The sequence below is a fragment of the Streptomyces sp. NPDC079141 genome, assembly GCF_040686775.1.
Taxonomy (GTDB): Bacteria; Actinomycetota; Actinomycetes; order Streptomycetales; family Streptomycetaceae; genus Streptomyces.
The window spans coordinates 1-24628 of sequence record NZ_JBFBLP010000034.1 but is presented as its reverse complement, the minus strand read 5'-3'; the positions used below and the strand labels follow the sequence as shown (position 1 = coordinate 24628).

Annotated in this window: 20 protein-coding genes and 1 pseudogene; 3 read left to right on the top strand and 18 right to left on the bottom strand. The window is 70.4% G+C overall.

Features of this window, described 5'->3' with window-relative positions; translation table 11 throughout:
• From AB0Q90_RS41635 to AB0Q90_RS41615, 5 genes and pseudogenes are all read right to left on the bottom strand, one after another.
• On the bottom strand, nt 1-590 hold a 590-nt coding region (locus tag AB0Q90_RS41635), incomplete at its 3' end, for an aromatic ring-hydroxylating dioxygenase subunit alpha (RefSeq protein ID WP_363165923.1).
• Nucleotides 591-611: 21 nt separating this feature from the next.
• Nucleotides 612-1760 (bottom strand): N-methyl-L-tryptophan oxidase, encoded by a 1149-nt coding sequence (solA, locus tag AB0Q90_RS41630; protein WP_363165924.1) that lies wholly within the window; start codon nt 1758-1760, stop codon nt 612-614.
• A gap of 57 nt (nt 1761-1817) precedes the next feature.
• Nucleotides 1818-2006, bottom strand: a pseudogene (locus AB0Q90_RS41625) (glycine cleavage T C-terminal barrel domain-containing protein); the annotation flags it as partial.
• Complete coding sequence (locus tag AB0Q90_RS41620; protein ID WP_365734470.1) at nt 1955-2101, bottom strand: FAD-dependent oxidoreductase; 147 nt, start codon at nt 2099-2101, stop codon at nt 1955-1957. The gene AB0Q90_RS41620 and the pseudogene AB0Q90_RS41625, both read right to left, overlap by 52 nt.
• A gap of 35 nt (nt 2102-2136) precedes the next feature.
• A complete protein-coding gene (locus AB0Q90_RS41615) occupies nt 2137-3222 on the bottom strand; it encodes an S-(hydroxymethyl)mycothiol dehydrogenase (RefSeq protein WP_363165926.1) in 1086 nt (361 codons plus the stop codon).
• A gap of 338 nt (nt 3223-3560) precedes the next feature.
• On the opposite strand from AB0Q90_RS41615, the gene AB0Q90_RS41610 reads away from it, so the two are divergent.
• Nucleotides 3561-4358 (top strand): IclR family transcriptional regulator, encoded by a 798-nt coding sequence (locus AB0Q90_RS41610; RefSeq protein WP_363165927.1) that lies wholly within the window; start codon nt 3561-3563, stop codon nt 4356-4358.
• Here the strand turns inward: AB0Q90_RS41610 and folP are convergent.
• The 10 genes from folP to AB0Q90_RS41560 all read right to left on the bottom strand — a co-directional run bounded on the left by folP (nt 4346) and on the right by AB0Q90_RS41560 (nt 19535).
• Entirely contained in the window at nt 4346-5272 is a 927-nt protein-coding gene (folP, locus tag AB0Q90_RS41605) for a dihydropteroate synthase (protein ID WP_363165928.1), read from the bottom strand. The two genes, AB0Q90_RS41610 and folP, sit on opposite strands and share 13 nt — an antisense overlap.
• 86 nt (nt 5273-5358) lie before the next feature.
• Nucleotides 5359-5961 (bottom strand): sarcosine oxidase subunit gamma family protein, encoded by a 603-nt coding sequence (locus AB0Q90_RS41600; protein WP_363165929.1) that lies wholly within the window; start codon nt 5959-5961, stop codon nt 5359-5361.
• Nucleotides 5954-9196, bottom strand: a complete 3243-nt coding sequence (locus tag AB0Q90_RS41595; protein ID WP_363165930.1) for a sarcosine oxidase subunit alpha family protein — start codon at nt 9194-9196, stop codon at nt 5954-5956. Before AB0Q90_RS41595 ends, AB0Q90_RS41600 begins: the two co-directional genes overlap by 8 nt.
• 11 nt (nt 9197-9207) lie before the next feature.
• A complete protein-coding gene (locus AB0Q90_RS41590) occupies nt 9208-10440 on the bottom strand; it encodes a sarcosine oxidase subunit beta family protein (RefSeq protein WP_363165931.1) in 1233 nt (410 codons plus the stop codon).
• 22 nt (nt 10441-10462) lie between these two features.
• The gene (locus AB0Q90_RS41585; RefSeq protein WP_363165932.1) at nt 10463-11323 is read right to left on the bottom strand and encodes a bifunctional methylenetetrahydrofolate dehydrogenase/methenyltetrahydrofolate cyclohydrolase; all 861 of its coding nucleotides are present in this window, start codon (nt 11321-11323) and stop codon (nt 10463-10465) included.
• A 13-nt stretch (nt 11324-11336) separates the two neighbouring features.
• The gene (locus AB0Q90_RS41580; protein ID WP_363165933.1) at nt 11337-13775 is read right to left on the bottom strand and encodes an FAD-dependent oxidoreductase; all 2439 of its coding nucleotides are present in this window, start codon (nt 13773-13775) and stop codon (nt 11337-11339) included.
• Between the two features lie 205 nt (nt 13776-13980).
• The gene (locus AB0Q90_RS41575) at nt 13981-14943 is read right to left on the bottom strand and encodes an ABC transporter substrate-binding protein (protein ID WP_363165934.1); all 963 of its coding nucleotides are present in this window, start codon (nt 14941-14943) and stop codon (nt 13981-13983) included.
• A 13-nt stretch (nt 14944-14956) separates the two neighbouring features.
• Nucleotides 14957-16960, bottom strand: coding sequence for an ABC transporter permease subunit (locus tag AB0Q90_RS41570; protein ID WP_363165935.1), 2004 nt, complete (start codon nt 16958-16960; stop codon nt 14957-14959).
• Entirely contained in the window at nt 16960-18045 is a 1086-nt protein-coding gene (locus AB0Q90_RS41565; protein WP_363165936.1) for a glycine betaine/L-proline ABC transporter ATP-binding protein, read from the bottom strand. The genes AB0Q90_RS41570 and AB0Q90_RS41565 overlap by 1 nt, the downstream gene beginning before the upstream one ends.
• 20 nt (nt 18046-18065) lie before the next feature.
• A complete protein-coding gene (locus AB0Q90_RS41560; protein ID WP_363165937.1) occupies nt 18066-19535 on the bottom strand; it encodes an aldehyde dehydrogenase family protein in 1470 nt (489 codons plus the stop codon).
• Nucleotides 19536-19751: 216 nt separating this feature from the next.
• Here AB0Q90_RS41560 and purU point away from each other — a divergent pair, with 216 nt between their 5' ends.
• Complete coding sequence (purU, locus tag AB0Q90_RS41555) at nt 19752-20633, top strand: formyltetrahydrofolate deformylase (protein WP_363165938.1); 882 nt, start codon at nt 19752-19754, stop codon at nt 20631-20633.
• A gap of 63 nt (nt 20634-20696) precedes the next feature.
• Here the strand turns inward: purU and AB0Q90_RS41550 are convergent, their stop codons facing one another.
• Both AB0Q90_RS41550 and betA read right to left on the bottom strand, forming a co-directional pair.
• Nucleotides 20697-21533 (bottom strand): 5,10-methylenetetrahydrofolate reductase, encoded by an 837-nt coding sequence (locus AB0Q90_RS41550; protein WP_363165939.1) that lies wholly within the window; start codon nt 21531-21533, stop codon nt 20697-20699.
• 3 nt (nt 21534-21536) lie between these two features.
• Nucleotides 21537-23207, bottom strand: a complete 1671-nt coding sequence (gene betA / locus AB0Q90_RS41545; RefSeq protein ID WP_363165940.1) for a choline dehydrogenase — start codon at nt 23205-23207, stop codon at nt 21537-21539.
• A gap of 202 nt (nt 23208-23409) precedes the next feature.
• Here betA and AB0Q90_RS41540 point away from each other — a divergent pair, with 202 nt between their 5' ends.
• A complete protein-coding gene (locus AB0Q90_RS41540; RefSeq protein WP_363165942.1) occupies nt 23410-24156 on the top strand; it encodes an IclR family transcriptional regulator in 747 nt (248 codons plus the stop codon).
• Between the two features lies 1 nt (nt 24157).
• On the opposite strand, the gene AB0Q90_RS41535 is transcribed toward AB0Q90_RS41540, so the two are convergent.
• Nucleotides 24158-24628 (bottom strand): SRPBCC family protein (locus AB0Q90_RS41535; RefSeq protein ID WP_363165941.1); only part of this gene is annotated, 471 nt, incomplete at its 5' end.

Sequence of the window (24628 nt, the reverse complement as noted above, 5' to 3'; positions counted from 1 at the left end):
AGCTTCCAGTTCGCCTTCACGTCGTAGGTGATACGGCGGCCCAGCTTGAGGTCCTCGATGCCGTAGCGCTCGATCGACTCGACGTCGCCGAGGCGCTCCACGACAGCGCCCATCACGTCCGCCTCGAAGGAGGGCGGGTCCTGCGCGAGGGACACCCACACATACCCGAGCCACTCCCGGACATGGACGTTGATCAGGCCGTACTCGGTGCGGTCGATGTCCGGCATCGACGTCAGGTTCGGCGCGGCGACCAGCTTGCCGTCCAGGCCGTAGGTCCAGGCGTGGTACGGACACTGGAAGGCCCGCTTGACCTCGCCGGACTCCTCGGTGCACAGCTTGGCCCCGCGGTGCCGGCAGATGTTGAGGAACGCCTTGACCGAGCCGTCCCGGGAGCGGGAGATCAGCACGCTCTCGCGTCCGACCTGGTAGGTGCGGAAGGCGCCGGGCCTGTCCAACTCGGCGGCGCGGGCCACGCAGAACCACATGGCCTCGAAGACCCGCTCCTGCTCCTGGGCGAAGATCTCGGGGTCGGTGTAGTACTCGCCGGACAGCGTGGGGATCAGGCTGGGCGGCAGGTTCGTGATGGTCATCGTGTCACCTTCGGAGGATGTTCAGACGCGCACGCGGCGAGGGTCGAAGAGGGCGATGGGGTGGTCGGTGGTGCCTTCGGTGGCCAGGTCGGCGAGGATCTCGCCGATCACGGGCACGAACTTGAACCCGTGACCGGAGAAGCCGCAGGCCACCGTCACCTGCGGGTGCTCGGGATGGTGGGCGAGGACGAAGTGCTCGTCCGGGGTGTTGGCGTACATGCAGGCCGCGCCCTTGAGGAAGCGGCCGGGCAGGGTGGGGATGCGCGGGCGCAGGTACTCGGCCATGGCCGCGATCTCGTCGGGGTGGATCTCCCGGTCGAGGGTGTCGGGGTCGCAAAGGCCGCCCCTTCGGAAGAAGGCGACCTTGGCGCCTCCGTCGGGGCCGTCGAGGGAGGGGAAGCCGTAGATCTGGGTGCCGTCCGGGTCCTCCCAGATGTAGACGGGGTGCCGGTCGTGGGTGAACGGGCCGGTTCCGCCTTCGGGTTGGAACCAGTACATGACCTGGCGTTCCACCGTCACCCGCACGCCGAGGTCGGTAAGGAGCTTCGGCGCCCAGGCCCCGGGGGCGATGACCAGCCGGTCGGCGGTGTAGGCGCCGCGGTCGGTGACCACCCAGGCCCTGCCGCCCGGGCCGTCGGCCTCCCAGCCGAGGACCATTTCCGCGAAGTGCAGGTCGGCGCCGTGGGCCCGGGCCAGGTCCAGGTGGGCCGCGACGGTCGCCTCCGGCCGCGCGATGCCGGCCTTGCGCTCGTAGAAGGCGACGTCCTCGGCCGCCGGGGTGAAGGTGGGGAAGCGGCGCCGGATGTCGGCGGCGCCCAGGACCTCGTGGTCCAGGCCCCATTCGTGGGCGCTGCGCAGGGTGCCGGCGAAGGCCGTGCTGTCCTCGCGGCCGATCATGAGACCGCCGGTCTCGGTGAAGACCTCGCGGCCGGAGTCGGCGGCCAGCTTCCCCCACAGCTCGTGAGCGCGCAGCAGCAGGGGCACGTAGGCGGGGTCCTCGAAGTAGGCCTGCCGGTAGATGCGTGAACCGCCGTGGCTGGAGCCGAGGTTGTGGGCGGGGCCGAAGCGCTCCAGGCCGAGCACGCGCTGACCGCGGGCGGCGAGGTGGTAGGCAGCCGCGCTGCCCATCCCGCCCAGGCCCACGACGATCACGTCGTACGAAGAGGCCATGTCCATCTCCTGGGAATCTTGCCGTTGAGGTCGGGGTCTGCCGGTGCTCCCGCCGGTTCAGCGGCGGATGCGGGACATCTCGGGGTCGAACAGCGGCTCGGCGGCGGTGACGGGTGCGCCGATGGTGTAGCCGTAGGCGGCGCTGGTCACGTAGCCGACCGGGCGGCCGTCCGCGTACACCGGCTCGTGGCCCATCACCACGGACTGCTGGTCCTGGACGACCAGCGGAGTGAGGCGGCGGGTGACGGGCCCTGTTCCAGGACGGTGACGTCCGTCCAGCCACGTGCGGTCAGTTCGTCGCCGAGTGCGCACCCGACAATGCCGGCGCCGATGACGACCACCTTCGGCTGTGCCGCCGTGGGCTTCGTCCGCGCGGTCACAGGACCACCACCGAGCGCAGGACCTCGCCGTGGTGCATCCTGACGAACGCGGCCTCCACGTCCTCCAGGGAGATCGTCTCGGTGACGAAGCCGCCCAGGTCGAAGCGGCCCTGGAGGTAGAGGTCGATCAGCGCGGGGAAGTCCCGGGAGGGCAGGCAGTCGCCGTACCAGGAGGACTTCAGCGCACCGCCGCGGCCGAAGACGTCCAGCAGGGGCAGGTCGAGGGTCAGCTCCGGGGTGGGGACGCCCACCAGGACGGCGGTGCCGGCCAGGTCGCGGGCGTAGAAGGCCTGTTTGAAGGTCTCGGGGCGGCCCACCGCGTCCACCACGACGTCGGCGCCGAAGCCGCCGGTGAGTTCGCGGATCGCCTCGACGGCGTCGGTCCTGGAGGAGTCGACGGTGTCGGTGGCGCCGAACTGTTCGGCCCACTTCAGTTTCCGCTCGTCGACGTCCACGGCGATGATGCGGCCGGCGCCGGCCACCTTGGCGCCCGCGATCGCGGCCATGCCCACGCCTCCGCAGCCGATCACCGCGACGGAGTCGCCGCGGCCGACGCCGCCGGTGTTGACCGCGGCACCGAACCCGGCCGTCACACCGCAGCCGAGCAGGCCGGCCGCGGCCGGAGCAGCGGTCGAGTCCACCTTGGTGCACTGCCCGGCGGCGACCAGGGTCTTCTCGGCGAAGGCGCCGATGCCGAGCGCCGGGGACAGCGGGGTGCCGTCGGCCAGGGTCATCGGCCGGGTGGCGTTGTGGGTGGCGAAGCAGTACCACGGCCGGCCCCTGCGACAGGCCCGGCAGGTGCCGCAGACGGCACGCCAGTTGAGGACGACGAAGTCGCCGGGTGCGACCTCGGTGACGCCCTCGCCGACCGACTCCACGACTCCCGCGGCCTCGTGGCCGAGCAGGAAGGGAAACTCGTCGTTGATCCCGCCCTCCCGATAGTGCAGGTCGGTGTGGCAGACGCCGCAGGCCTGCACCCGCACCAGCGCCTCACCGGGGCCGGGGTCCGGCACCAGGACGGTCTCCACCGAGACCGGCGCGCCCCGCTTGCGGGCGACGACGCCGCGTACCTCGTGTGTCACGGTCGATCTCCTCGTCGGGCAACGGCCGAACGCGTTCTTCGGCCTGATGTTCTGCAATGGCGGGAGGACGTCGATCACTCCCCGGATCGATCGGCGAGGGGAGGAACAGAGGTTGCGTATTGAGCAACATCGTTCGCCATAAGCAACGACTGCCCAAACTGTCTCCTCGCGGACACCCACTGTCAAGGGGTTGACTCCGCGAAGTTGTCCGTCGCCTTCCACCGACGGGCAGGCGGCCCTAGGGTGTGGAGGGAGAGTCGGCGTCAAGGCCCCAACGGGCCACCTTTTCCGTCGCTGCGGCCCCTCCCCGTGCACCTACCCGCGCGTATAGTTGCGCCATGAGCAACCACACCTCACATAGCGAAACGGTAGGCCCCGCGGTGAACGGGGTGCAGTCCGTCGACCGAGCCGTCAGCGTCCTGGAGATCCTGGCCCAGCGGGGCGAGGCGGGGGTCAGCGAGGTCGCCGCGGAGATCGACGTCCACAAGTCGACCGCGTTCCGTCTGCTCGGGGCACTGGAGGCGCGCGGTCTGGTCGAGCAGACGGCCGACCGGGGCAAGTACCGGCTCGGCTTCGGGATCGTGCGTCTGGCCGGCGCGGTCACGGGACGTCTCGACATCACTCAGCAGGGCCGACCGGTGTGCGAGCGGCTCAGCGAGGAGATCGGCGAAACCGTCAACATCGCGGTCCTGCAGGAGCACTACGCGGTCAACCTCTACCAGGTGCGCGGTCCGGGCGCCGTCGGCACCCACAACTGGGTCGGGCAGCTCACCCCGGTGCACGCCACGTCGAGCGGCAAGATCCTGCTGGCCCACCTGCCGGAGAAGCAGCGCAAGGACGTGCTCGCGGCCTCCGGGACGCAGAAGCTGACGCCGCACACCCTGACCGCCAGGACGAAGCTGGAGAAGAACCTCGCCGAGGCGCGCGAGCGCGGGTACGCGGTGACGCTGGAGGAACTCGAACTCGGCCTGCATGCCATGGCGGCCCCGATCCGCTCCCGCGACGGCGAGGTCGTCGCCGCGCTCAGCGCCTCCGGCCCCGCCTACCGCTTCACCGAGGAGCGCATCCACCAGCTCGCGCCCGCCCTCGTCAAGGGCGCGGAGGAGATCAGCCGCCGGATGGGCTACCTGGGCTGAAGCCTCCCCGGAGCAGAGAAGGCCGCCTCGACGCCCCAGCGAGCCGTCACCCGCACCGCGTCCAGCGTCGAGGCGACGTCGTGCACCCGCAGACACCAGGCGCCCTGCGCGGCGGCGAGCACCGACACGGCGGTCGTCGCGGCGTCCCGCAGCCGTGCCGGACGCGGCTCTCCCGTCGTCCGGTCCGCCAGCACCTGCCCGAGGAACGACTTGCGTGAGGCGCCCACGAGGACGGGGTGGCCCAGTGCCCGGACCTCCCCGAGCCGGGCGAGCAACTGCCAGTTGTGCTCGGGCGACTTGGCGAATCCCAGGCCGGGGTCGACGATCAGGCGGTCCGGCGGGATCCCGGCCTCCAGCGCGGCCGCGACGCGCAGCCGCAGCTCGTCGAGCACGTCGGTGACGACGTCGTCGTAACGGGCGTTCGCCTGCATGCCGGCGGAATGTCCACGCCAGTGCATCGCCACGTACGGCGTGCCGGCCCGGGCCATCAGGGGCAGCATCGCGGGGTCGGCGAGGCCCCCCGAGACGTCGTTGACCAGCCGTGCACCCGCGTCCAGCGCGCGGGCGGCGACCTCGGCCCGCATGGTGTCGACGCTGACGACGGCGCCCGCCGCGGCGAGTTCCCGGACGACGGGCAGGACGCGTCGCAGTTCCTCCTCGACGGGCGGACGTGTGGCGCCGGGCCGGGTCGACTCACCACCGACGTCCACGATGTCGGCTCCTTGCTCCAGCAGGGCGAGTCCGTGTGTGACGGCGGCGTCCGCGGCGAACGACCGTCCGCCGTCGGAGAACGAGTCCGGGGTGACGTTCACGACGCCCATGACCAGGGCCCGGCCGGGCCGCGGCAGCCCCTGCGGGTGGATGTCGGGCGTGCCCGGGTGGGGTGGAGTGGTGGCGTGGGCCGTGGCGGTCACAGGCGTCAGACTTTCGATGCGTACGGCGGAACCAGGACCTGTGGGAGTCCGCAGCAGGGGCCCCCACAGAGGTCCTCCAAGGTTGCTCAGATGTACTCCGTGGCCGCGTCGAGCAGCCACTGGGCCAGATAGCCGGCGAACGACGAACGGACCAGGACCCAGAATCCGGCCCTGGGTTCGTCCCGGGCGACCAGGACGACCTGCGTGCGGCCCAGGGTCGTCTGGGCGCAGCGTCCGGAGCCGAAGGCCCGTGGATGCAGGTCCAGCGCGCAGCCGTGGGCCAGCAGGTCGTGGGCGCGGGGGCCCGTGACGAGCAGGGTGGTGCGCTGGGCGGAGACGTCGCTCACCGAGACCGGCTCGTCTCCCGCCGCCTCCCGGACCCGGCTCTCCAGGTCCCGTTCGCTCCCTGGCGGCCCCACCAGCAGCCATTCGTCCGGACCGAGCCAGAGCGCGGTCAACTCCCCGGCCCGGACGACGGTGTTGGGCTGGAGGGGCAGCTGGAGGTCCAGCGCCAGGCCGACGGCCTCCGCCGCCGCTCCCTTGGCGTCGAGGCGCACGCTCACCTGGGCCAGGAAGGGGAGTTCGGCCAGCCGGACCTCGCCCCCGGAGGAGCGTGTCGCGGCGGCCAGGCGGTCGGCGACCTGCGCCAGGGGGCTGCGCAGCGGGACCTTCAGGGCGGTGTCAGCCATCGCGACGGGCTCCCTCGGGGTCGTAGAGGACGGGGCTTGCGACGGTCACGGGGACCAGCCGGTCGCCGACGGGTGCGTAGAGGCGTTCGCCGATGCGGTCGCGGCCGCCCTTGACCAGGGCGAGCGCGAACGTCCTGCCGAGCGCCGCACTGCGGTAGCTGGAGGTCACATGGCCGAGCATCGGTACGGGCGGAGCGGGCAGTTCGCTGCCCGCGACCAGGTGGGTGCCCTCCGGGAGGAAGGCGGCCGGGTCCTCGGGGAGGAGGCCGACGAGGTGCTTGCGGTCGGGACGCGCGGTGTCGGCACGGGCGTAGGAGCGCTTGCCTATGAAGTCGGGCTTCTTCTTCGACACCGCCCAGCTCATGCCGAGGTCCTGTGGAGTGACCGTGCCGTCGGTGTCCTGGCCGATGATCGGGTAACCCTTCTCGGCGCGCAGGACGTGCATGGTCTCGGTGCCGTAGGGGGTGATGCCGTACGGGGCGCCGGCCTCGTACAGGGCCTCCCAGAGGGCGAGGGCCTGCCACGGTGACACGTTGATCTCGTAGGCGAGTTCGCCGGAGAAGCTGATCCGGCAGACCCGGGCCTCGATGCCGGCGACGGTCGTCTCGCGCCATGACATGAACGGGAAGTCGTCGTTGGCGACGGCCAGTCGGGGCGCGAGCGAGCCGAGCACCTCGCGGGACTTCGGACCGACCAGGGCCACCGTGGCCCACTGCTCGGTCACCGAGGTGCAGTGGACCTTGAGCTCCGGCCACTCGGTCTGGAGCCACTCCTCCATCCAGTCCAGTACGGCGGCGGCGTTGCCCGTCGTCGTGGTGACCAGGAAGCGGTCCTGGGCGACGCGGATGACCGTGCCGTCGTCGAAGACCATGCCGTCCGGGCGGCACATCACGCCGTAGCGGATCATGCCGACCTTCAGGGTGCTCATCATGTTGGTGTACAGGCGGTCGAGGAAGACGCCGGCGTCCGGGCCCTGCACGTCGATCTTGCCGAGGGTGGAGGCGTCCATGAAGCCCACGCTCTCGCGGGTGGCCCGGCACTCGCGCAGCACGGCGGCTTCCATGTCCTCGCCGTCCTGCGGGTAGTACCAGGGGCGCTTCCACTGGCCGACGTTCTCGAACAGGGCGCCGTGCGCGACATGCCAGTCGTGGATCGCGGTCGTGCGGACCGGGTCGCTCAGCGCGCCCCGGTCCCGGCCCGCGAGGGCGGCGAAGGAGACCGGCGTGTAGGGCGGGCGGAAGGTCGTCGTGCCGAGCGCCGAGATGTCCACGCCGAGCAGTTCGGCGACGACGCCACTGGCCAGGACGCCGGAGGTCTTGCCCTGGTCGTTGGCGGTGCCGGCCGTGGTGTAGCGCTTGGTGTGCTCCACCGAGTTCAGGCCGGCGCCGGTCGCGCGGGCCAGGTCGTCGACGGTGACGTCGCGTTGGAGGTCGACGAAACGGGGGGCGTCGCCGGTGCCGCCCGGGACGACGTACACGTGCATCGGCGGTGTCTGCTGCGGCTGCACGGCCACCTGCGGGAGGCGGGGCGCCTCGGGCATGTAGCCCTCGGCCTCGACGGCACGGGCGCCGGCAGCCGCGCCCTGCGCCAGGACCGCGGCCTGGTCGAGGACGCCGCTCGCGCTGCCGACGACCTCGACCTGCTGGCGGGTGGTGTCGGGGACGAAGGAGCCCAGTGTCTCGTCGTAGCGCAGCTTGCCGCCGGACTGGCTGAACAGGTGGGCCACCGGGTTCCAGCCGCCGGAGACCAGCAGCAGGTCGGCGGCGAACTGCCGCTGCCCCGTGGACTCTCCGTACGGGGCGACGGTCACGGCGGTGAGGCGTGCCTCGCCCTCGGTGCCGATGACGGCGTGGCCGGGGAGGACTTCGATACCGGCTGCTCTTGCGCGGTCCGCCCACTTTGCCGGTTCGGGGCGGGTGTCGACGATCGCTGTGATGGCCAGGCCGGCCGCGGCGAGGTCCAGCGCTGCCGCGTAGGCGCTGTCGTTGGTGGTGAAGACCACCGCGTGGCGGCCGGGCAGGACGCCGTGGCGGTTGGCGTACGTACGGGCCGAGGCGGCCAGCATGACGCCCGGGCGGTCGTTGTCCGCGAAGGCCAGGGAGCGCTCGTGGGCGCCGGTGGCGAGGACGACGCGGCGGGCACGGATGCGCCAGACGCGTTCGCGGGAGACGTTCTCGGGGGCCTCGGCGCCGAGGTGGTTGGTGCGGCGTTCGACGGCGAGGAGGTGGTTGTCGTCGTAGTGGCCGAAGACGGTGGTGCGGGGCAGGACACGGACCTCGGGGGCGGTGTCGAGCTGCTCGGTGATCTCCCGTACCCAGTCGAGGTGTTCGGCCGTGCCCAGGAGGCTGCCGCCCGGCTCCGGCTGGTCGTCGGCGAGGATGACCCGGGCGCCGCTGTTCGCTGCCGCGGCCGCGGCCGCGAGGCCTGCCGGGCCCGCGCCCACGACGAGCAGGTCGCAGTGGGCGTGTACGGCGTCGTAGCGGGCGGGGTCCGGTTCGGTGGCGAGGCGGCCCTGGCCGGGGAGGCTGGTCGCGACCAGGCCGTCGTAGAGCTCGACGGTCGTCGCGGGGAGCATGGGCTCGGGGAAGGGTTCCTCGATCTGGATGACCGCGTTGGGCTCTTCGACGCCGGCCGAGAAGATGCCGCGGGGGCGGCCGAGCCGGATGCTGGTGCCGGCCTGGATGACGCCGTTGGCGAGGAGGGCGGAGGCGAGGGTGTCGCCGCGGTAGCCCTGGTATTCGGTGCCGTCGAAGGTGAAGGTGAGGGGTTCGTCGCGGTGGATTCGGCCTCGGGTGGGGTGGCGGAACGGGGTCTTTTCGCCCCCGCCGCCCCTACCCGTCCCATCCTGAAGGGGCGCTGCCCCTTCTGCCCCGCTGGGGGCTGCGCCCCCAGGCCCCCCTTCGGCCTGAACGGCCTCGTCCTCAAACGCCGGACGGGCTGAAATGGCCGGCCTCGGCTCAACAGCTGCCGGGCGTTCCTCACCCGCCCTATACACCGCCAGGATCTCGTTCGTCGACGTGTCCCGCACCGCGTTGAACCAGCGGCGGCAGCCCGCCGCGTGGGTCCAGCGCTCGGCGAAGGGGCCCTTGGGGTTGTCGCGGAAGAACAGGTAGCGGGCCCACTCCTCGTCGGTGAGGGATGCCGGGTCCTCCGGGTAGGGGACGTGGGCCTGGCCGCCGTAGTGGAACTCGGCCTCGTCGCGGGGCCCGCACCACGGGCAGGAAATGAGCAGCATGGATCGGCTCCCTAGTGGGCCACCGCGGCAGCGCCGTGCTCGTCGACGAGCGCGCCGGTGGTGAAACGGTCGAGCGAGAAGGGGGCGTTGAGGGCGTGGGGGGTGTCATGGGCGATGGTGTGGGCGTAGACCCAGCCGACGCCCGGGGTGGCCTTGAACCCGCCCGTGCCCCAGCCGCAGTTGAGGTAGAGGTTGTCGACGGGGCTGAGCCCGATGATCGGTGAGGCGTCGGGGCTGGTGTCGACGATGCCGCCCCAGGTGCGCAGCACATGGGCGCGGGCGAAGACCGGGAACAGCTCCAGGGCCGCCGCCATCTGCTCTTCGATGATGTGGAAGGCGCCGCGCTGGGTGTACGAGTTGTACGCGTCGATGCCCGCGCCCATCACCAGCTCGCCCTTGTGCGCCTGACTGACGTACACGTGGACGGCGTTGGACATGACGACGGTCGGGTGCACCGGCTCCAGGAGTTCGGAGACCAGGGCCTGCAACGGGTGGCTCTGGACGGGCAGTTCGATGCCCGCCATAGCGGCGAGGACCGAGGTGTGGCCCGCCGAGCAGAGCGCCACCTTGCCGGCCGCGATGGGGCCGAGGTTCGTCCGGACTCCGACCACGCGGTTGCCGACCACGTCGAGGCCGGTGACCTCGCAGTTCTGGATGATGTCGATGCCGGCGGCGTCCGCGGAGCGGGCCAGGCCCCAGGCCACGTAGTCGTGCTTGGCGATGCCCGCGCGCGGCTGGTACGTGGCGCCGAGGACCGGGTAGCGCACGTCCTGCGAGATGTTGACGATCGGGCAGACTTCCTTGACGCCGTCCGCGTCGAGCCACTCCGCGTCCACCCCGTTGAGGCGGTTCGCCTCGACGCGGCGCACGCTGTCGCGCACGTCCTGGAGGCTGTGCGCGAGATTGAGCACGCCTCGCTGGGAGAAGAGGATCGGGTAGTCGAGTTCCTCCGCCAGCCCCTCCCACAGCTTGAGTGCGTGCTCGTAGATGCCCGCGCTCTCGTCCCACAGGTAGTTGGAGCGGATGATCGTGGTGTTGCGGGCCATGTTGCCGCCCGCGAGCCAGCCCTTCTCCAGCACGGCGACATTCGTGATGCCGTGGTTCCTGGCGAGGTAGTGGGCGGTGGCCAGGCCGTGTCCGCCACCGCCGACGATCACCACGTCGTACGACTTCCTCGGCTCGGGATTGCGCCACAGGAAGTCGGGGTGGTCAGGGAGGTCGGCGCCGGGTGTGCGCGGGCTCATCGGGCGTCTCCGTTCAGCACGTTCATACGGGGTTCGCGTTCCTCTCGGCGGCCTCGACGACGTTGGCCAGCAACATCGCCCGGGTCATGGGGCCGACGCCCCCGGGCATGGGGGCGAGCCATCCGGCCACCTGGGCGGCGTCCGGGTGGATGTCGCCGACCAGACCCTGGTCGGTGCGGGTGATGCCGACGTCCAGGACCGCCGCGCCGGGGCGCAGCATGTCCTTGGTGACCAGTCCCGGCGAGCCGGCGGCCGCGATGACGATGTCGGCCTCGCGCACGTGCCAGGCCAGGCCCTGGGTGCCGGTGTGGCAGAGGGTGACGGTGGCGTTCTCGGAGCGGCGGGTGAGGAGGAGGCCGATCGGGCGTCCTACCGTGATGCCCCGGCCGATCACGCACACCCGTGCTCCGGCCAGCGGCACGTCGTGGCGCCGGAGCAGTTCCACGATGCCGCGCGGGGTGCACGGCAGCGGTGCGTCGACGCCCAGGGTGAGCCGGCCGAGGTTGACGGGGTGCAGGCCGTCGGCGTCCTTGGCCGGGTCCATCCGTTCCAGTACGGCGTTGGCGTCCAGGTGGCGCGGGAGCGGGAGTTGGACGATGTACCCGGTGCAGGCCGGGTCGGCGTTGAGTTCGTCGATCGCCTCCTCCACCTGCTCCTGGGAGGCGTCGGCGGGCAGGTCCCGGCGGATGGAGGCGATGCCCACCTGGGCGCAGTCGCGGTGCTTGCCGGTGACGTAGGCGTGAGAGCCGGGGTCGTCGCCGACCAGGACGGTGCCGAGGCCGGGTGCGCGGCCGGTGGTGGCCGTCAACTTGGCGACGCGCTCGGCGAGTTCACGACGGATGTCGGCGGCGGTCGCCCTGCCGTCGAGTGTCTGCGCAGTCATCGGCTTCCCTCGGTCAGCCACGGAGGCGGGACATCGTCGGGTCGAACAGGGGTTCCTCGGCGACGACCGCGTCGATGCGCCGGTCGAAGTAGCCGATCTGCACGGTCGTGCCGGGGGCGGTGAGCTCGGCCGGGAGCCATGCGTAGGCGATGCCCTTGCCGATCGTGTAGCCGTAGGCGGCGCTGGTGACGTAGCCGACCGCGCGGTCGCCGTCGTACACCGGCTCCTTGCCCAGGACGACCGAGTGCGGGTCGTCGATGGTGAGGCAGGTGAGCCTCCGCCGTACGTCGGACTTGCGGCGCTCCAGCGCGGCCTTGCCGATGAAGTCGTCCTTGTCGAGCTTGACGGCGAAGCCGACGCCGGCCTCGTAGGGGTCGTGCTCGTAGGTCATGTCGGTGCCGAAGGAGCGGTAACCCTTCTCCAGGCGGAGGCTGTTGAAGGCGCCGCGGCCGGCGATGACGCCGCCGAGGGGCTTCGCCGCCTGCCACAGGGTGTCCCACAGCTTCTGGCCCTGGTCGGCGGTGGTGTACAGCTCCCAGCCGAGTTCGCCGACGTAACTCAGGCGCATCGCCGTGACGGGGACGGAGCCTATGTAGGCGCGCTTGGCGCGGAAGTACTTCAGGCCGTCGCCCGAGAAGTCCTCGTCCGTCAGCGGCTGCAGGACCTTGCGGGCGAGCGGGCCCCACAGGCCGATGCAGCAGGTGCCGGGCGTGATGTCACGGACCTGGACCGTGCCGTCGGCGGGCAGGTGGCGGGTGAACCAGTCGAGGTCGAGGTTGCCGTTGGCGCCGACCTGGAAGAGGTCACGGCCCAGGCGGGCGACGGTGATGTCGCTGCGGATGCCGCCGTCGTGGTCCAGCAGCAGGGTGTACGTGACCGAGCCGACGGACTTGGCGACCTTGCCGGTGCACAGGCGCTCCAGGAAGTCCGCCGAGCCGGGCCCGCTCACCTCCAGGCGCTTGAGGGCCGTCATGTCGTACATCGCGACGGTCTCGCGGGTGACCTGGGCCTCGGCGCCGACGATCGGCGACCAGAACTGCGCGGCCCAGTCGCCCGGGGTGGGGATGCTGCGGCCCTCGACGAGGCGGGCGTTGGCCTCGTACCACTGCGGGCGCTCCCAGCCGTTCGCCTCCAGGAAGAAGGCGCCCAGCTCCTGCTGGCGGGTGTGGAAGGGGCTGGTGCGGATCGGGCGCGGGTCGCCGGAGGGCTGGAGGGGGTGGAGGATGTCGTAGACCTCGACGAAGTTCTGGCAGTCGCGGGCCAGGACGTACTCCGGGGACAACTGGTGCGGTTCGAAGCGGTTGACGTCGCACTCGTGCAGGTCGAAGGACGAGCAGTGGCCGTCCACCAGCCATTCGGCCATCGCCCGGCCCACCCCCGCGGAGTGGGTGACCCAGACCGCCTCGGCGACCCAGAAGCCCTTGACGTCCGGGGACTCGCCGAGGAGGGGGAAGTTGTCGGTGGTGAAGGAGAACAGGCCGTTGATGCCCTCCTCGACCTTCGCCTCCTGCGTCGCGGGGAGCAGGGACTGGGTCTCGGTCCAGGCGGGCTCGAAGTCCTCCTCCGTGAACTTCAGGACGGACGGCATCTCGGCGGCCTCGTCCACGGAGAGGATGTCGTCGGCGGAGATCGGCATCGGGCGGTGCCCGTAGTAGCCGATGCCGATGCCGTCGTAGCGGTCGCGGTAGTAGAGGTCGGCGTCCTGGTGGCGCAGGATCGGGCGGACCGCCTCCTCGGTCTGGCCGGCGAGCGCCGGGACGGGGCCGGTCCAGGCGAGCTGGTGGGCGAGCGGCGTGAGCGGGAGGTTCATGCCGGCCATACGGGCGATCTTCGGGCCCCAGATGCCGGCGCAGCACACGACGATGTCGGCTTCCAGATCGCCCTGGTCGGTGCGGACGCCCGTCACCTCGCCGTCGGCCTTCAGGACGTCGAGGACCTCGTGGCGGGCCAGGAAGGTCACGCCGCGCTCGGTGGCCCGGCGGATCTGCGCCTCAACGGCGAGGACGGCCTTGGCCAGGCCGTCGGTCGGGACCAGAAGGCCGCCGAGGACCTTGTCGCGGTTGACCAGCGGGTGCTGCTCGACGCACTCGTCGGCGGTCAGCAGGCGGGACTCGATGCCCCAGGCGGTGATCCAGCCGTGGCGGCGGTGCAGTTCCGCCAGGCGCTCCGGGGTGGTCGCCACTTCCAGGCCGCCCACCTGCAGGAAGCAGGGCTTGCCGTCGACGTCGAGGGAGCAGAACTTCTCGACGGTGTAGCGGGCCAGCTCGGTCATGGTCTTCGAGGAGTTCGTCTGGAAGACCAGGCCCGGGGCGTGCGAGGAGGAGCCCCCGGTGGCGGGGAGCGGGCCCTGGTCGACCACGGTCACTTGGGTCCATCCGCGCGCGGAGATCTCGTCCGCGAGGGCCGCTCCCACGACGCCCGCTCCGATGATGACCACTCGGGGTCCCGCCATCGCCGCACCTCCGGTTGAGTTGCTTTTTACGCAACGTGATTCAGGTTGCGCAACTCAATGTGCCTGCCGTGCGGGTGGGTGTCAAGGGGTCCGTGACGTCGGAAAACAGCCCGAAACACGGCAATGCCCGGTGAGCGGTGCGCGTCCGTGCGCATCGCCCACCGGGCATTCGTGAAGGGCTGCGTGAAGGGCCTGGGGGAACGGCCTACTTGATCCAGGCCTCCACCTTGTCGCGGTTGGCCTCGACCCACTTCTCCGCGGCCGCCTCGGGGGTCATCCGGTCCACCGCGATGTACTTCGCCACGACGTTCTGGTCGTCGTTGGTCCAGGTGAAGTTCTTCACCAGGTCATAGGCCGGGCTGCCCGACTCGGCGAACTTCGCACTGACGATCTTGTCCAGTTTGTACACGGGGTAGTCGCAGTCGACCTTCTCCGCGTCGGCGTCGCAACCCTCCTTGTACTCGGGCAGCTTGACCTTCTCCAGCGGCACCTCGGACATGAACCACTGCGGCTCGTAGAAGTAGCCGATCACCCATTCCCTGTCCTTCTCCGCCTTGCGGAAGGCCTGGATGAGGGCGGTCTCGCTGCCCGCGTACACCACCTTGTAGTCCAGCTTGAGGTTCTTCACCAGGGCCTCGTCGTTGGTGACGAACGACGGGTCGCCGTCGAGGAGTTGGCCCTTGCCGCCGGACTCGGACGTCTTGAACTCGGCCGCGTACTTGTCGAGGTTGTTCCAGTCGAGGATGTCCGGGTGTTCCTTGGCCAGCCACGGCGGCACGTACCAGCCGATGAGGCCTTCGTTGCCGGTCGGGCCGGCGTCGACGGCGGTCTTCTGGTCGGTGATGTACTTCTTCTTCAGGTCGTCGTGGCCCCAGTTCTCGACGACGGCGTCGACCTCGCCCGTCCCGAAGCCCTGCCAGGCGATCTCTTCCTTCAGGTCCTTCTTGTTGACCTTGCAGCCGAGGTCGTGCTCCGCGACGTAGGCGATGACCGCCGCGTTGGCCTCGTACCCCACCCACGGGTTGACCGCGAGGTTGAAGGTGCCGCACTTGCCCGACTCGCCCGAGCCGCCGGCGCTGTCGTCACCGACCTTCGCCCCGCCGCAGGCCGTCAGGGTGAGACCGAGGATCGCTGTGCCGGCCGCGCAGGCCCGCCAGTGTCTTGCCATGGTGTGGTGCTCCTTATGCGCCGGCGCGGCGAGCCGCTGCCTGAGTGATCCGGTCGAACATGACTCCGAGAAGGACGATGGCGAGCCCGGCGGCCAGCCCCTTCCCGTACAGCTGCCCCTGCGAGAAGCCGGCTACGACGTCGTAGCCGAGGGCGCCCGCACCCACCAGGCCGCCCACCACGACCATCGAGAGCACGTAGATCAGGCCCTGGTTGGTGGCGAGCGTCAGGGCTCCGCGTGCCATCGGCAGCTGGACCTTGGTGATGATCTGCCAGGTGTTGCACCCGGCGGAGGTGGCCGCCTCCACGGTGGTGGCGGGTACGTTCCGCACCCCGTCCGCGATGATCTTCATGGCGACGGGGGCCGCGTAGACGACGGCGGCGACGATCGCCGTGAAGCGGGTCGCGCCGAACAGCGCCAGGAACGGCACGAGATAGACGAACGGCGGCATGACCTGGGCCGCGTCCAGGGTGGGCCGCAGCAGCCGGTCCACGAGCGCGCTGCGTCCCATCCACACGCCGAAGACGATCCCGAGCAGCATCACGAGCACGGTGGCGACCACGGTCGACGCCAGCGTCGTCATGCTGTCCGACCAGACTCCGGTGCCGACCAGCAGGGCCACGCACACCGCCGTGGTGAGGCCGGCGCGCAGGCCGCCGAGGACGACGCCGAGCGCGATCAGGGCCGCGCCGACGAGCCACCACGGGGAGTCGGTGAGCAGGGTCTGGAACGGGTTGAGCAGCCCGTTGGTGATGGCGTCGCGCAAGGCGTTGGTGAGGCCCGACAGGTTGTCCTGCGCCCAGGTGGTCACCGAGTCGGCCCCGCGGGCGATGGCGCTGCCGGTGTCACCCTCGCCGGGGAACTCCGCCGCCCATACATAGGTGTGGGAGAGGTAGACCAGAACGGCCGTGACCGCCGCGCCCACGCCCACCAGCGGACGCCGCCAGGCCAGGAAACGGTTCTTCGAACGCCGGGCCGCCTCCGCGCGTCCGCTCGCCGCGGTGGTCACCCGGTCCAGCACGATGGCCATGACGACGATGGCCAGACCCGCGTTGAAGGCCGTGCCGACGTCGAGCGACTGCAACGCCTGGATGACCGTCTTGCCGAGGCCGGGAGCGTCGATCAGGGCGGCGATGGTCACCATGGCCAGGGCGGCCATGATGGTCTGGTTGACGCCCATCACCACGGTCCGCCTGGACATCGGCAGCAGGACCTTCGTGAGGGACTGCCGTCGGGTGGCACCCAGCGACTCGGCCGCCTCGACCGTCGTCTCCGGCACGGTGCGGATGGCGTGCGCGGTGATGCGGATCGTCGGCGGCGCCGCGTAGATCAGCGTGGCGATCGTGGCGGAAGCCGGGCCGATGAGGAAGAAGAGGGTCAGCGGGGCCAGATAGACGAAGGTCGGCATCGTCTGCATGAAGTCCAGGAAGGGCGTCACGATCCGGTTGAACCGGTCGGACAGCCCCGCCCACACGCCCAGCGGGATCGCGAACAGCAGCGCCACGAAGACGGCCGAGACGGTCAGCGCCAGGGTGTCCATGCTCTCCTGCCACAGACCCTGAAGGCCGAGGAAGGTGAAGCCGGCCACCGCCAGCAGCGCGACCCGCCAGTTGCCCACGGCCCAGGAGACATAACCCGCGATGCCGACGACGCCGAGCCACCCGATCTGCGGCAGGGGCCGGTCGGCGGAGGGCTGCGAGATCAGCTCCTGCACGAAGGTCACCACGGAGTCGATGACCAGGCGGATCTCGTTGAAGAAGTACAGGAACAGCGGGTTGGAGTTGCGGTTGGCGCCTATGGAGTCGTTGACGTCGTTGAACCACCGGTGCAGATCGGTCAGGTCGGCGGCCGCCAGGGCGAGGGTCTGCTTGCCGCGCAGCACGGCGAAGAGCACCAGCCAGACGACGAGGATCGCGCCGACGAGCATGGACCGGCTGATCCTGCGCGGAGTCCTGGCGGGCGCCGCCGGTTTCCCGACGGGCCCGGTCTTCTGCGGTTTCTCCATGACGACGGTCATCACGCGCCGCCTTCCTGCCCGGCGACCACCGCGAGGATCTCCTCGTCTCCGACGATGCCGAGCAGCTTGCCGTCCTCGACGACCTTGACCGGCCTGTCGGCCGCGAGCACCGCCCGGGTGGCCTCCTTCACCACGACGTCCGGGCCCAGCTCGGGGCCGTCCAGGGCGTCGCCGTCGGCCGGCGGACGCATGATCCACCGCAGGGTGAGCACGTCGCCGCGCGGCACGTCCTTCACGAACTCGCGCACGTAGTCGTCCGCCGGGGCGCCCACCAGTTCGTCGCCGGTGCCGCACTGGACCATCTTTCCGTCGCGCATGATGAGGATGCGGTCGCCCAGCTTGAGGGCCTCGGAGAGGTCGTGGGTGATGAACACCATCGTCTTGCCGACCTCGTGGTGCAGCCGGATGACCTCGTTCTGCATGTCGCGGCGGATCAGCGGGTCGAGCGCCGAGAACGGCTCGTCGAAGAAGAGCACGTCCGGATCGCCGGCCAGCGCACGGGCGAGGCCGACGCGCTGCTGCATGCCGCCGGACAGCTGGTCGGGGAAGGAGTTCTCGTAGCCCGCGAGGCCGACCAGCTCGACGACCTCCTGGGCCCGCCTGGTGCGCTCCGCCCTGCCCATCCCCCGGATCTCCAGCCCGAACGCCACGTTGTCGAGGACGCGGCGGTGGGGCAGCAGACCGAAGTGCTGGAAGACCATGGAGAACTTCCGGCGGCGCAGCTCGCGCAGGCGCCCCGCGTCCGCCTTGCGGATGTCCTCGCCCTCGAAGACGACCTCGCCGGCGGTGGGTTCGATCAGCCGGGTCAGACATCGCACCAGCGTGGACTTGCCCGAGCCGGACAGGCCCATCACGACGAAGACCTCGCCGGGTGAGACGTCGAAGTGGACGTCGCGTACGGCGGCGGTGCATCCGGTGCGGTCCATCAGCTCGCGGCGGGTGAGCCCGCACAACTCCTCGGAGTCCGGGACCTGGTCGGCCTTCGGCCCGAACACCTTCCACAGCCGGCGCACGGAGATGACCGGGGTGGAGCCCGAGTCCTGGGACGTGCCGCGCCGCTGCGGCACCTCGGTCTGTGTGGTCACGTTCGACCTTCTTTCGGCGTTCAGCCGCGGAACCAGTGCTGCGGCCGGGGTTGGATGTTCTGCCAGATGTGTTTGGGCTCTCGGTACTCGTTCAGGCCGGTCGGTCCCAGCTCCCGGCCCACGCCCGAAAGCCCGAAGCCACCCCATTCCGCTTGCGGCACATAGGGGTGGTAGTCGTTGATCCACACGGTGCCGTGGCGCAGCCGCCGGGCGACCCGCTGGGCCTTGCCGCCGTCCTGCGTCCACACGGCTCCGGCGAGTCCGTACTCGGTGTCGTTGGCGATGCGTACGGCGTCGTCCTCGTCGGTGAAGCGCTCCACGGTGAGCACGGGCCCGAACGACTCCTCGTGCACCACGCGCATGTCCTGCCGGCACTCGTCGAGCACGGTAGGCAGATAGAAGTGACCGTGCCCCAGCGCGGCGTCGTCGGGGCGTGCGCCGCCGCAGCGCAGTACGGCGCCTTCGGCGAGGCCCGCGGCGACGTACGCCTCGACCTTCGCCAGGTGCTGTGCGGAGATCAGCGCTCCGGTCTCGGCCTCGGGGTCGAAGGGGCCGCCGAGGCGGATCTGCCGGGCGCGGCGGACGACCTCGTCGACGAAGCGGTCGTGCAGGCCGTCCTCGACGATCAGCCGGGCCCCGGCCGAGCAGACCTGCCCCGAGTGCAGGAAGACGGCCGTGAGGGCGAAGTCCACGGCCGCCTCGAAGTCTGCGTCGGCGAAGACCACGTTGGGGTTCTTGCCGCCGAGTTCCAGCGCGACCTTCTTCACGGTCGCGGCGGCGGTGGCCATGATGCGCCTGCCCGTCTCCAGGCCGCCGGTGAAGGAGACCATGTCGACGTCGGGATGCTCGCTGAGCGGTGCGCCCGCCTCCGGCCCCGCGCCCAGGACGAGATTGGCGGCGCCGGCCGGGAGCCCGGCCTCCTCCAGTGCCCGCATCAGCAGGATCGAGGTGGACGGGGTGAGTTCGCTGGGCTTGAGGACGATCGTGTTTCCGGCGAGGAGTGCCGGGGCGACCTTCCAACTGGCCTGCAGCAGGGGGTAGTTCCAGGGGGTGATGAGCCCGCACACCCCGACCGGCTCGTACACCACGCGGCTGACGGCGTCGTCACGGCCGGTGTCGATCACCCGTCCGGCGTCGGTGCCGCCGAGGCCGCCGTAGTAGCGGAAGCAGGAGACGACGTCGGCGATGTCGTACTCGCTCTCCACCAGCCGCTTGCCGGTGTCCAGGGACTCCGCGCGGGCGAATTCCTTGGCATCGCGCTCGACGATGTCGGCGGTGCGCAGCAGCAGTTCACCCCGCTGCCGCTCGGAGGTGGCCGGCCAGGGCCCCTCGTCGAAGGCCCGGCGGGCCGCGGCGATCGCCGCCTCGGTGTCCGGGCGCGTCGCCTCCGAGACGGTGGCGACCGTCTCGCCGTCGGCGGGACATCGGATGTCCCGGTGCCCGCCGGCCACCGGGTTCCGCCATGCGCCATCCACATACAGGTCTGCCACGCGCCGAGCCTTTCAACTGAAGTCGTTGCGCATCGTGCACCCAATTGCTTGTGGTGGAACACCCTGGCGAATGTCCGGAGAGACGTCAAGAGGTTGGCAGATGACGATTTCGCAAGGGGCCCATTGACCCTCCTCTCTTGACCACGGCCCCCCATCGAGCCGAACATGTTGCGTATCGCTCATCGTGTTGTGTAATGCGCACCGACGGAGGCCGACGTGTCCCCCAAGTTCCCCCGACCGCAATCTGGCCGCGAGTACGTCCTCACCCTCTCCTGCCCCAACAGCGCCGGACTGGTCCACGCTGTGAGCGGCTTCCTCGTCCGGAACTCCGGCAACATCCTGGAAAGCCAGCAGTTCGACGACCGACTCCAGGGGCGCTTCTTCATGAGGGTCCACTTCGACGTCGCCGATCCGACGGCCGACCTGGAACAGCTGCGTTACCGCTTCGCTCCCGTGGCCCAGGCCTACGGCATCTCCTGGAGCCTGAGCGACGCGGCCACGCCGACCCGGACGCTGATCATGGTGTCCAAGTTCGGCCACTGCCTGAACGACCTGCTCTTCCGCCGGCGCACCGGCGCCCTCAACATCGAGATCCCCGCGATCGTCTCCAACCACCGGGACTTCGAGGAGCTCGCGGAGACGTACGACATCCCCTTCCACCACATCCCGGTGACCAGGGAGACCAAGCCCGAGGCCGAGGCCCAGCTGCTGGAACTCGTCCGCGAACTGGGCGTCGACCTGGTGGTTCTGGCCCGCTACATGCAGGTCCTCTCCGACGACCTGTGCAAGGAGCTGGAGGGCCGCGCCATCAACATCCACCACTCGTTCCTCCCCAGCTTCAAGGGCGCACGCCCCTACGAGCAGGCCTACCAGCGCGGAGTGAAGCTCGTCGGCGCGACGGCGCACTATGTGACACCGGACCTGGACGAGGGTCAGATCATCGAGCAGGACGTGGTCAGGGTGGACCACTCGCTCGACCCCGGCGACCTGGTCACGGTCGGGCGGGACGTGGAGGCGCAAGTCCTCGCACACGCGGTGAAGTGGCACAGCGAGAGCCGCGTGATGGTGGACGGCAACCGCACGGTGGTCTTCCGCTGAGCCGCACGGAGATGGGGGGCGGGACCGGATCGCGGTCCCGCCCCCGTCGTGTGCGAAGCGGGTTCAGCCGCCGAGGCGGTCCAGCAGCGCGCGGCGCCACCGCTCCGTCTCGGCGATCTGGTTGAAGGTGAACAGGTGCAGACCGGCCACCCCCGCCGAGGGGGCGGTGAGGGCCTTCTCCGTGCGGGAGAGCAGCCGCTCGGGCGCATAGCCTCCGGGTGCCGCGAAGCGCGCGAACCAGGAGGCGTGTTTCGTCAGGAAGCGCGTCGACTCCCCCACCCCGATCTTCGTCGCCATCGCCAGCAGCTTCGCCCGCTGCACAGGTCCCGCGACACCCACGTGGACCGGCAGAGTGACCTCCCGGCGCCGTATACGAACGATCCACTCCCCCAGCACCCGCGGGTCGAAGCAGAGGTTGCTCACGATGTACGTGGCGTGCTCGCGCTTGTCCCACATCGCCTGGACGGTGACGTCGTCGTGGATGAGCGGATGGCTCTCGGGGTAGCCGGTGACGCCGACGCGGGCGAAGGGCCTGCCCAGCTCGCTCAGCCCGCGCAGCACCGGCAGCGCCCCGTCGTAGACCCCGGCGGGCGGGTCGGCGTCACCGGCCGGGACGAAGACGTCGTCCACGCCCGCCTCGCGCAGCCGGCCCGCGACCTCCTTCAGGTGCACCTCGTCCCGCAGCAGCCGCGCCGGCACGTGCGGGACGACCCGGTAGTCGTGCGCGGCGAGCCGGCCGGCGAGGTCGAGGGTCGGCTCCAGGCCCTTGACCGGCGACGCCGTCACGGTGACGACGACGTCGCGCGGGACATGGGCGAGGACCTTTTCCTCGGTCGCCCTGGCCGGCAGCACCTCGTAGCGGACGCTGCCCAGCAGCGCCCTCAGCCCCGCGGCGCCCAAGGCCTACCCGGCCTGCTTCTGGGCGTCGCGATGGCGGTAGTACGCGGCCTTCGACGGCGCCAGGGGTGCCTTGCCGAGGATGAGGTCGGCGGCCTTCTCGGCGATCATCATCACCGGTGCGTAGATGTTGCCGTTGGTGACGTAGGGCATCACCGACGCGTCCACCACCCGCAGGCCCTCCACGCCGTGCACCCGCATGCTGGCGGGATCGACCACCGCCATCTCGTCCGTGCCCATCTTGCAGGTACAGGACGGGTGCAGGGCGGTCTCGCCCTCCTTGGCGACCCAGGCGAGGATCTCCTCGTCCGTCTCGACCTTCGGCCCGGGCGAGACCTCGCCCCCGTTGTACGGGGCGAGCGCGGGCTGGTCGAGGAGCTTGCGGGCGACCCGGATCGCCTCGACCCACTCGCGGCGATCCTGCTCGGTGGAGAGGTAGTTGAAGCGCAGCGCCGGGTGCTCGCGCGGGTCCCTGCTCTTGATCTTCACCGAGCCGATGGCGTCGGAGTACATGGGCCCGACGTGCACCTGGTAGCCGTGGCCACCGGCCGGCGAGGAGCCGTCGTAGCGGACCGCGACCGGCAGGAAGTGGAACATCAGGTTGGGGTAGTCGACGTCCTCGTTGCTGCGGGCGAAACCGCCTGCCTCGAAGTGGTTGGTGGCGGCCGGCCCCTTGCGGAAGAGCCACTGCAGCCCGATGAACGGGGCACGCCACTTCGCCATGTACGGCTGCATGGAGACGGGCTGCTTGCAGGCGTACTGGACGTAGACCTCCAGGTGGTCCTGCATGTTCTCGCCGACGCCCGGGAGGTCGTGGACGACGTCGATGCCGAGGGCGCGCAGCTCCTCGGCGTTGCCGACGCCGGAGAGCTGGAGCAGCTGCGGGGAGTTGATGGCGCCGCCGCAGAGGATGACCTCCTTGGCCCGGACCTTCTGGAGGGCACCTCTGCCGCGCCGGAACTCGACGCCGACGGCGCGCTTGCCCTCGAAGAGGACGCGCGTGACGAGGGCACGGGTCCTGACGGTGAGGTTCGGCCGCTTCATCGCGGGCTTGAGGTACGCCTTCGAGGCCGACAGACGACGTCCGCGGTGGACGTTGCGGTCGAACTTGGCGAAGCCCTCCTGCCGGAAACCGTTGACGTCGTCGGTGGGGGCGTAACCCGCCTCCTGGGTGGCCTTGAGGAAGGCACCGAAGAGTGGGTTGGTCGCCGGGCCGCGCTCCAGGACGAGGGGCCCGTCGTGGCCGCGGAACTCGTCGTCCGGGTCGGCCGCCAGGCAGTTCTCCATACGCCGGAAGTACGGCAGACAGTGCGCGTAGTCCCAGCTCTCCATGCCCGGGTCGGCCGCCCAGCGCTCGTAGTCCATGGGGTTGCCGCGCTGGAAGATCATGCCGTTGATGCTGCTGGAGCCGCCCAGCACCTTGCCGCGCGCGTGGTAGACGCGGCGGCCGCCCATGTGGGGCTCGGGCTCGGACTCGTACTTCCAGTCGTAGAACCGGCTGCCGATCGGGTAGGTCAGCGCCGCGGGCATGTGGATGAAGACATCCCACGGATAGTCCGACCGGCCGGCCTCCAGGACCAGCACCCGGTTGGCCGGGTCGGCGGAGAGCCGGTTGGCCAGTGCACTGCCGGCCGAACCGCCACCGACGATGACGAAGTCGTACTGCACAGGAGCCATGGTGCCTCGTCTCGCTCGCGCCGTAGATACGCGAGGAATGCTAGACCCGGTCCCGCCATACGCACCAGGTTGCGGATGACACAACTTCGAAAGGCTTCGTTTCGGCGCCGTTACTTGCAGGAAAGTTGTTTACTGCGCGTATAGTTTCACTGTGAGCAACTACAGCCATGATCCGGAAACGTCGAATTCACAGGCCGGCGGCGTGCAGTCGGTCGACCGCGCCATCAGCGTCCTGGAGATCCTCGCCCAGCGTGGCGAGGCGGGCGTCAGCGAGGTGGCGGGCGAGATCGAGGTGCACAAGTCCACCGCGTTCCGCCTGTTGGGCGCCCTGGAGGCGCGCGGTCTGGTGGAGCAGGCCGGCGAGCGCGGCAAGTACCGGCTCGGTTTCGGCATCGTCCGCCTGGCGGGCGCGGTCACTGGCCGTATCGACATCACGCAGCAGGGCCGCCCGGTCTGCGAACGGCTCGCCGAGGAGATCGGCGAGACCGTGAACATCGCCGTCATGCAGGAGCACTACGCGATCAACCTGTACCAGGTGCGCGGCCCGGGGGCGATCACCGCGCACAACTGGGTGGGCCAGCTGACGCCGCTGCACGCCACCTCCAGCGGCAAGATCCTGCTGGCCCACCTGCCCGCGACCGAGCGCGCCACGGTGCTGTCCGACGCCGGCATGAAGAAGGTCACCCCGCGCACCATCACCGCGAAGACGAAGCTGGAGAAGAACCTCGCCGAGGCGCGGGAGCGGGGTTACGCCTTCACCCTGGAGGAGTTCGAGCTCGGACTGCACGCCATGGCCGCACCGGTGCGCAACCGGGACGGCGAGGTCGTCGCGGCACTCAGCGCCTCCGGACCCTCCTACCGGTTCACCGAGGAGCGCCTGCACGAGCTTGCTCCGGTGCTGACCAAGGGCGCCGAGGAGATCAGCCACCGCATGGGCTACCTGGGCTGAGTCACCCCTGAGGGGTGCCCAGGCGCTCGTTCACCCAGTCGTGGAAGGCGCCGATGTGGTGCTCGCTGGGCACCAGGACACCGCCCTTGGCGTACATCCGGGAGCTCATGCCGGGCTGGGTGCGTTCGCAGGCGTCGAAGTCCTGGCGGTTGACCCGGTCGAAGAGTTCCACGGACCGGCTGACGTCCTTGCCGCTCTCGACGACGTGCGGCAGATACAGCCAGTCGCACTCGACGATCGTGCGGTCCACGGACACCGGGTACATCCGGTGGAAGATCACATGGTCGGGGACGAGGTTGATGAACACCTGCGGCCGGACGGTGATCGCGTAGTAACGGCGGTCCTGCTCCTCGGCGACCCCCGGAATGCGGTCAAGACCCTCGGAGCCGTCGACGGTGAAGCCCTGGACGTCCTCGCCGAACTCGGCACCGTGACCGACGTAGTACTGCGCGGCATAACCGTCCGCGAACTC

What these genes read in the sequence shown, in the direction of transcription:
- solA (WP_363165924.1), bottom strand. Translation starts at nt 1,760, where the DNA reads ATGGCCTCTTCGTACGACGTGATCGTCGTGGGCCTGGGCGGGATGGGC.
- AB0Q90_RS41610 (WP_363165927.1), top strand. Translation starts at nt 3,561, where the DNA reads ATGAGCAACCACACCTCACATAGCGAAACGGTAGGCCCCGCGGTGAAC.
- AB0Q90_RS41600 (WP_363165929.1), bottom strand. Translation starts at nt 5,961, where the DNA reads ATGGCTGACACCGCCCTGAAGGTCCCGCTGCGCAGCCCCCTGGCGCAG.
- AB0Q90_RS41595 (WP_363165930.1), bottom strand. Translation starts at nt 9,196, where the DNA reads ATGCTGCTCATTTCCTGCCCGTGGTGCGGGCCCCGCGACGAGGCCGAG.
- AB0Q90_RS41590 (WP_363165931.1), bottom strand. Translation starts at nt 10,440, where the DNA reads ATGAGCCCGCGCACACCCGGCGCCGACCTCCCTGACCACCCCGACTTC.
- AB0Q90_RS41585 (WP_363165932.1), bottom strand. Translation starts at nt 11,323, where the DNA reads ATGACTGCGCAGACACTCGACGGCAGGGCGACCGCCGCCGACATCCGT.
- AB0Q90_RS41580 (WP_363165933.1), bottom strand. Translation starts at nt 13,775, where the DNA reads ATGGCGGGACCCCGAGTGGTCATCATCGGAGCGGGCGTCGTGGGAGCG.
- AB0Q90_RS41575 (WP_363165934.1), bottom strand. Translation starts at nt 14,943, where the DNA reads ATGGCAAGACACTGGCGGGCCTGCGCGGCCGGCACAGCGATCCTCGGT.
- AB0Q90_RS41570 (WP_363165935.1), bottom strand. Translation starts at nt 16,960, where the DNA reads ATGACCGTCGTCATGGAGAAACCGCAGAAGACCGGGCCCGTCGGGAAA.
- betA (WP_363165940.1), bottom strand. Translation starts at nt 23,207, where the DNA reads ATGGCTCCTGTGCAGTACGACTTCGTCATCGTCGGTGGCGGTTCGGCC.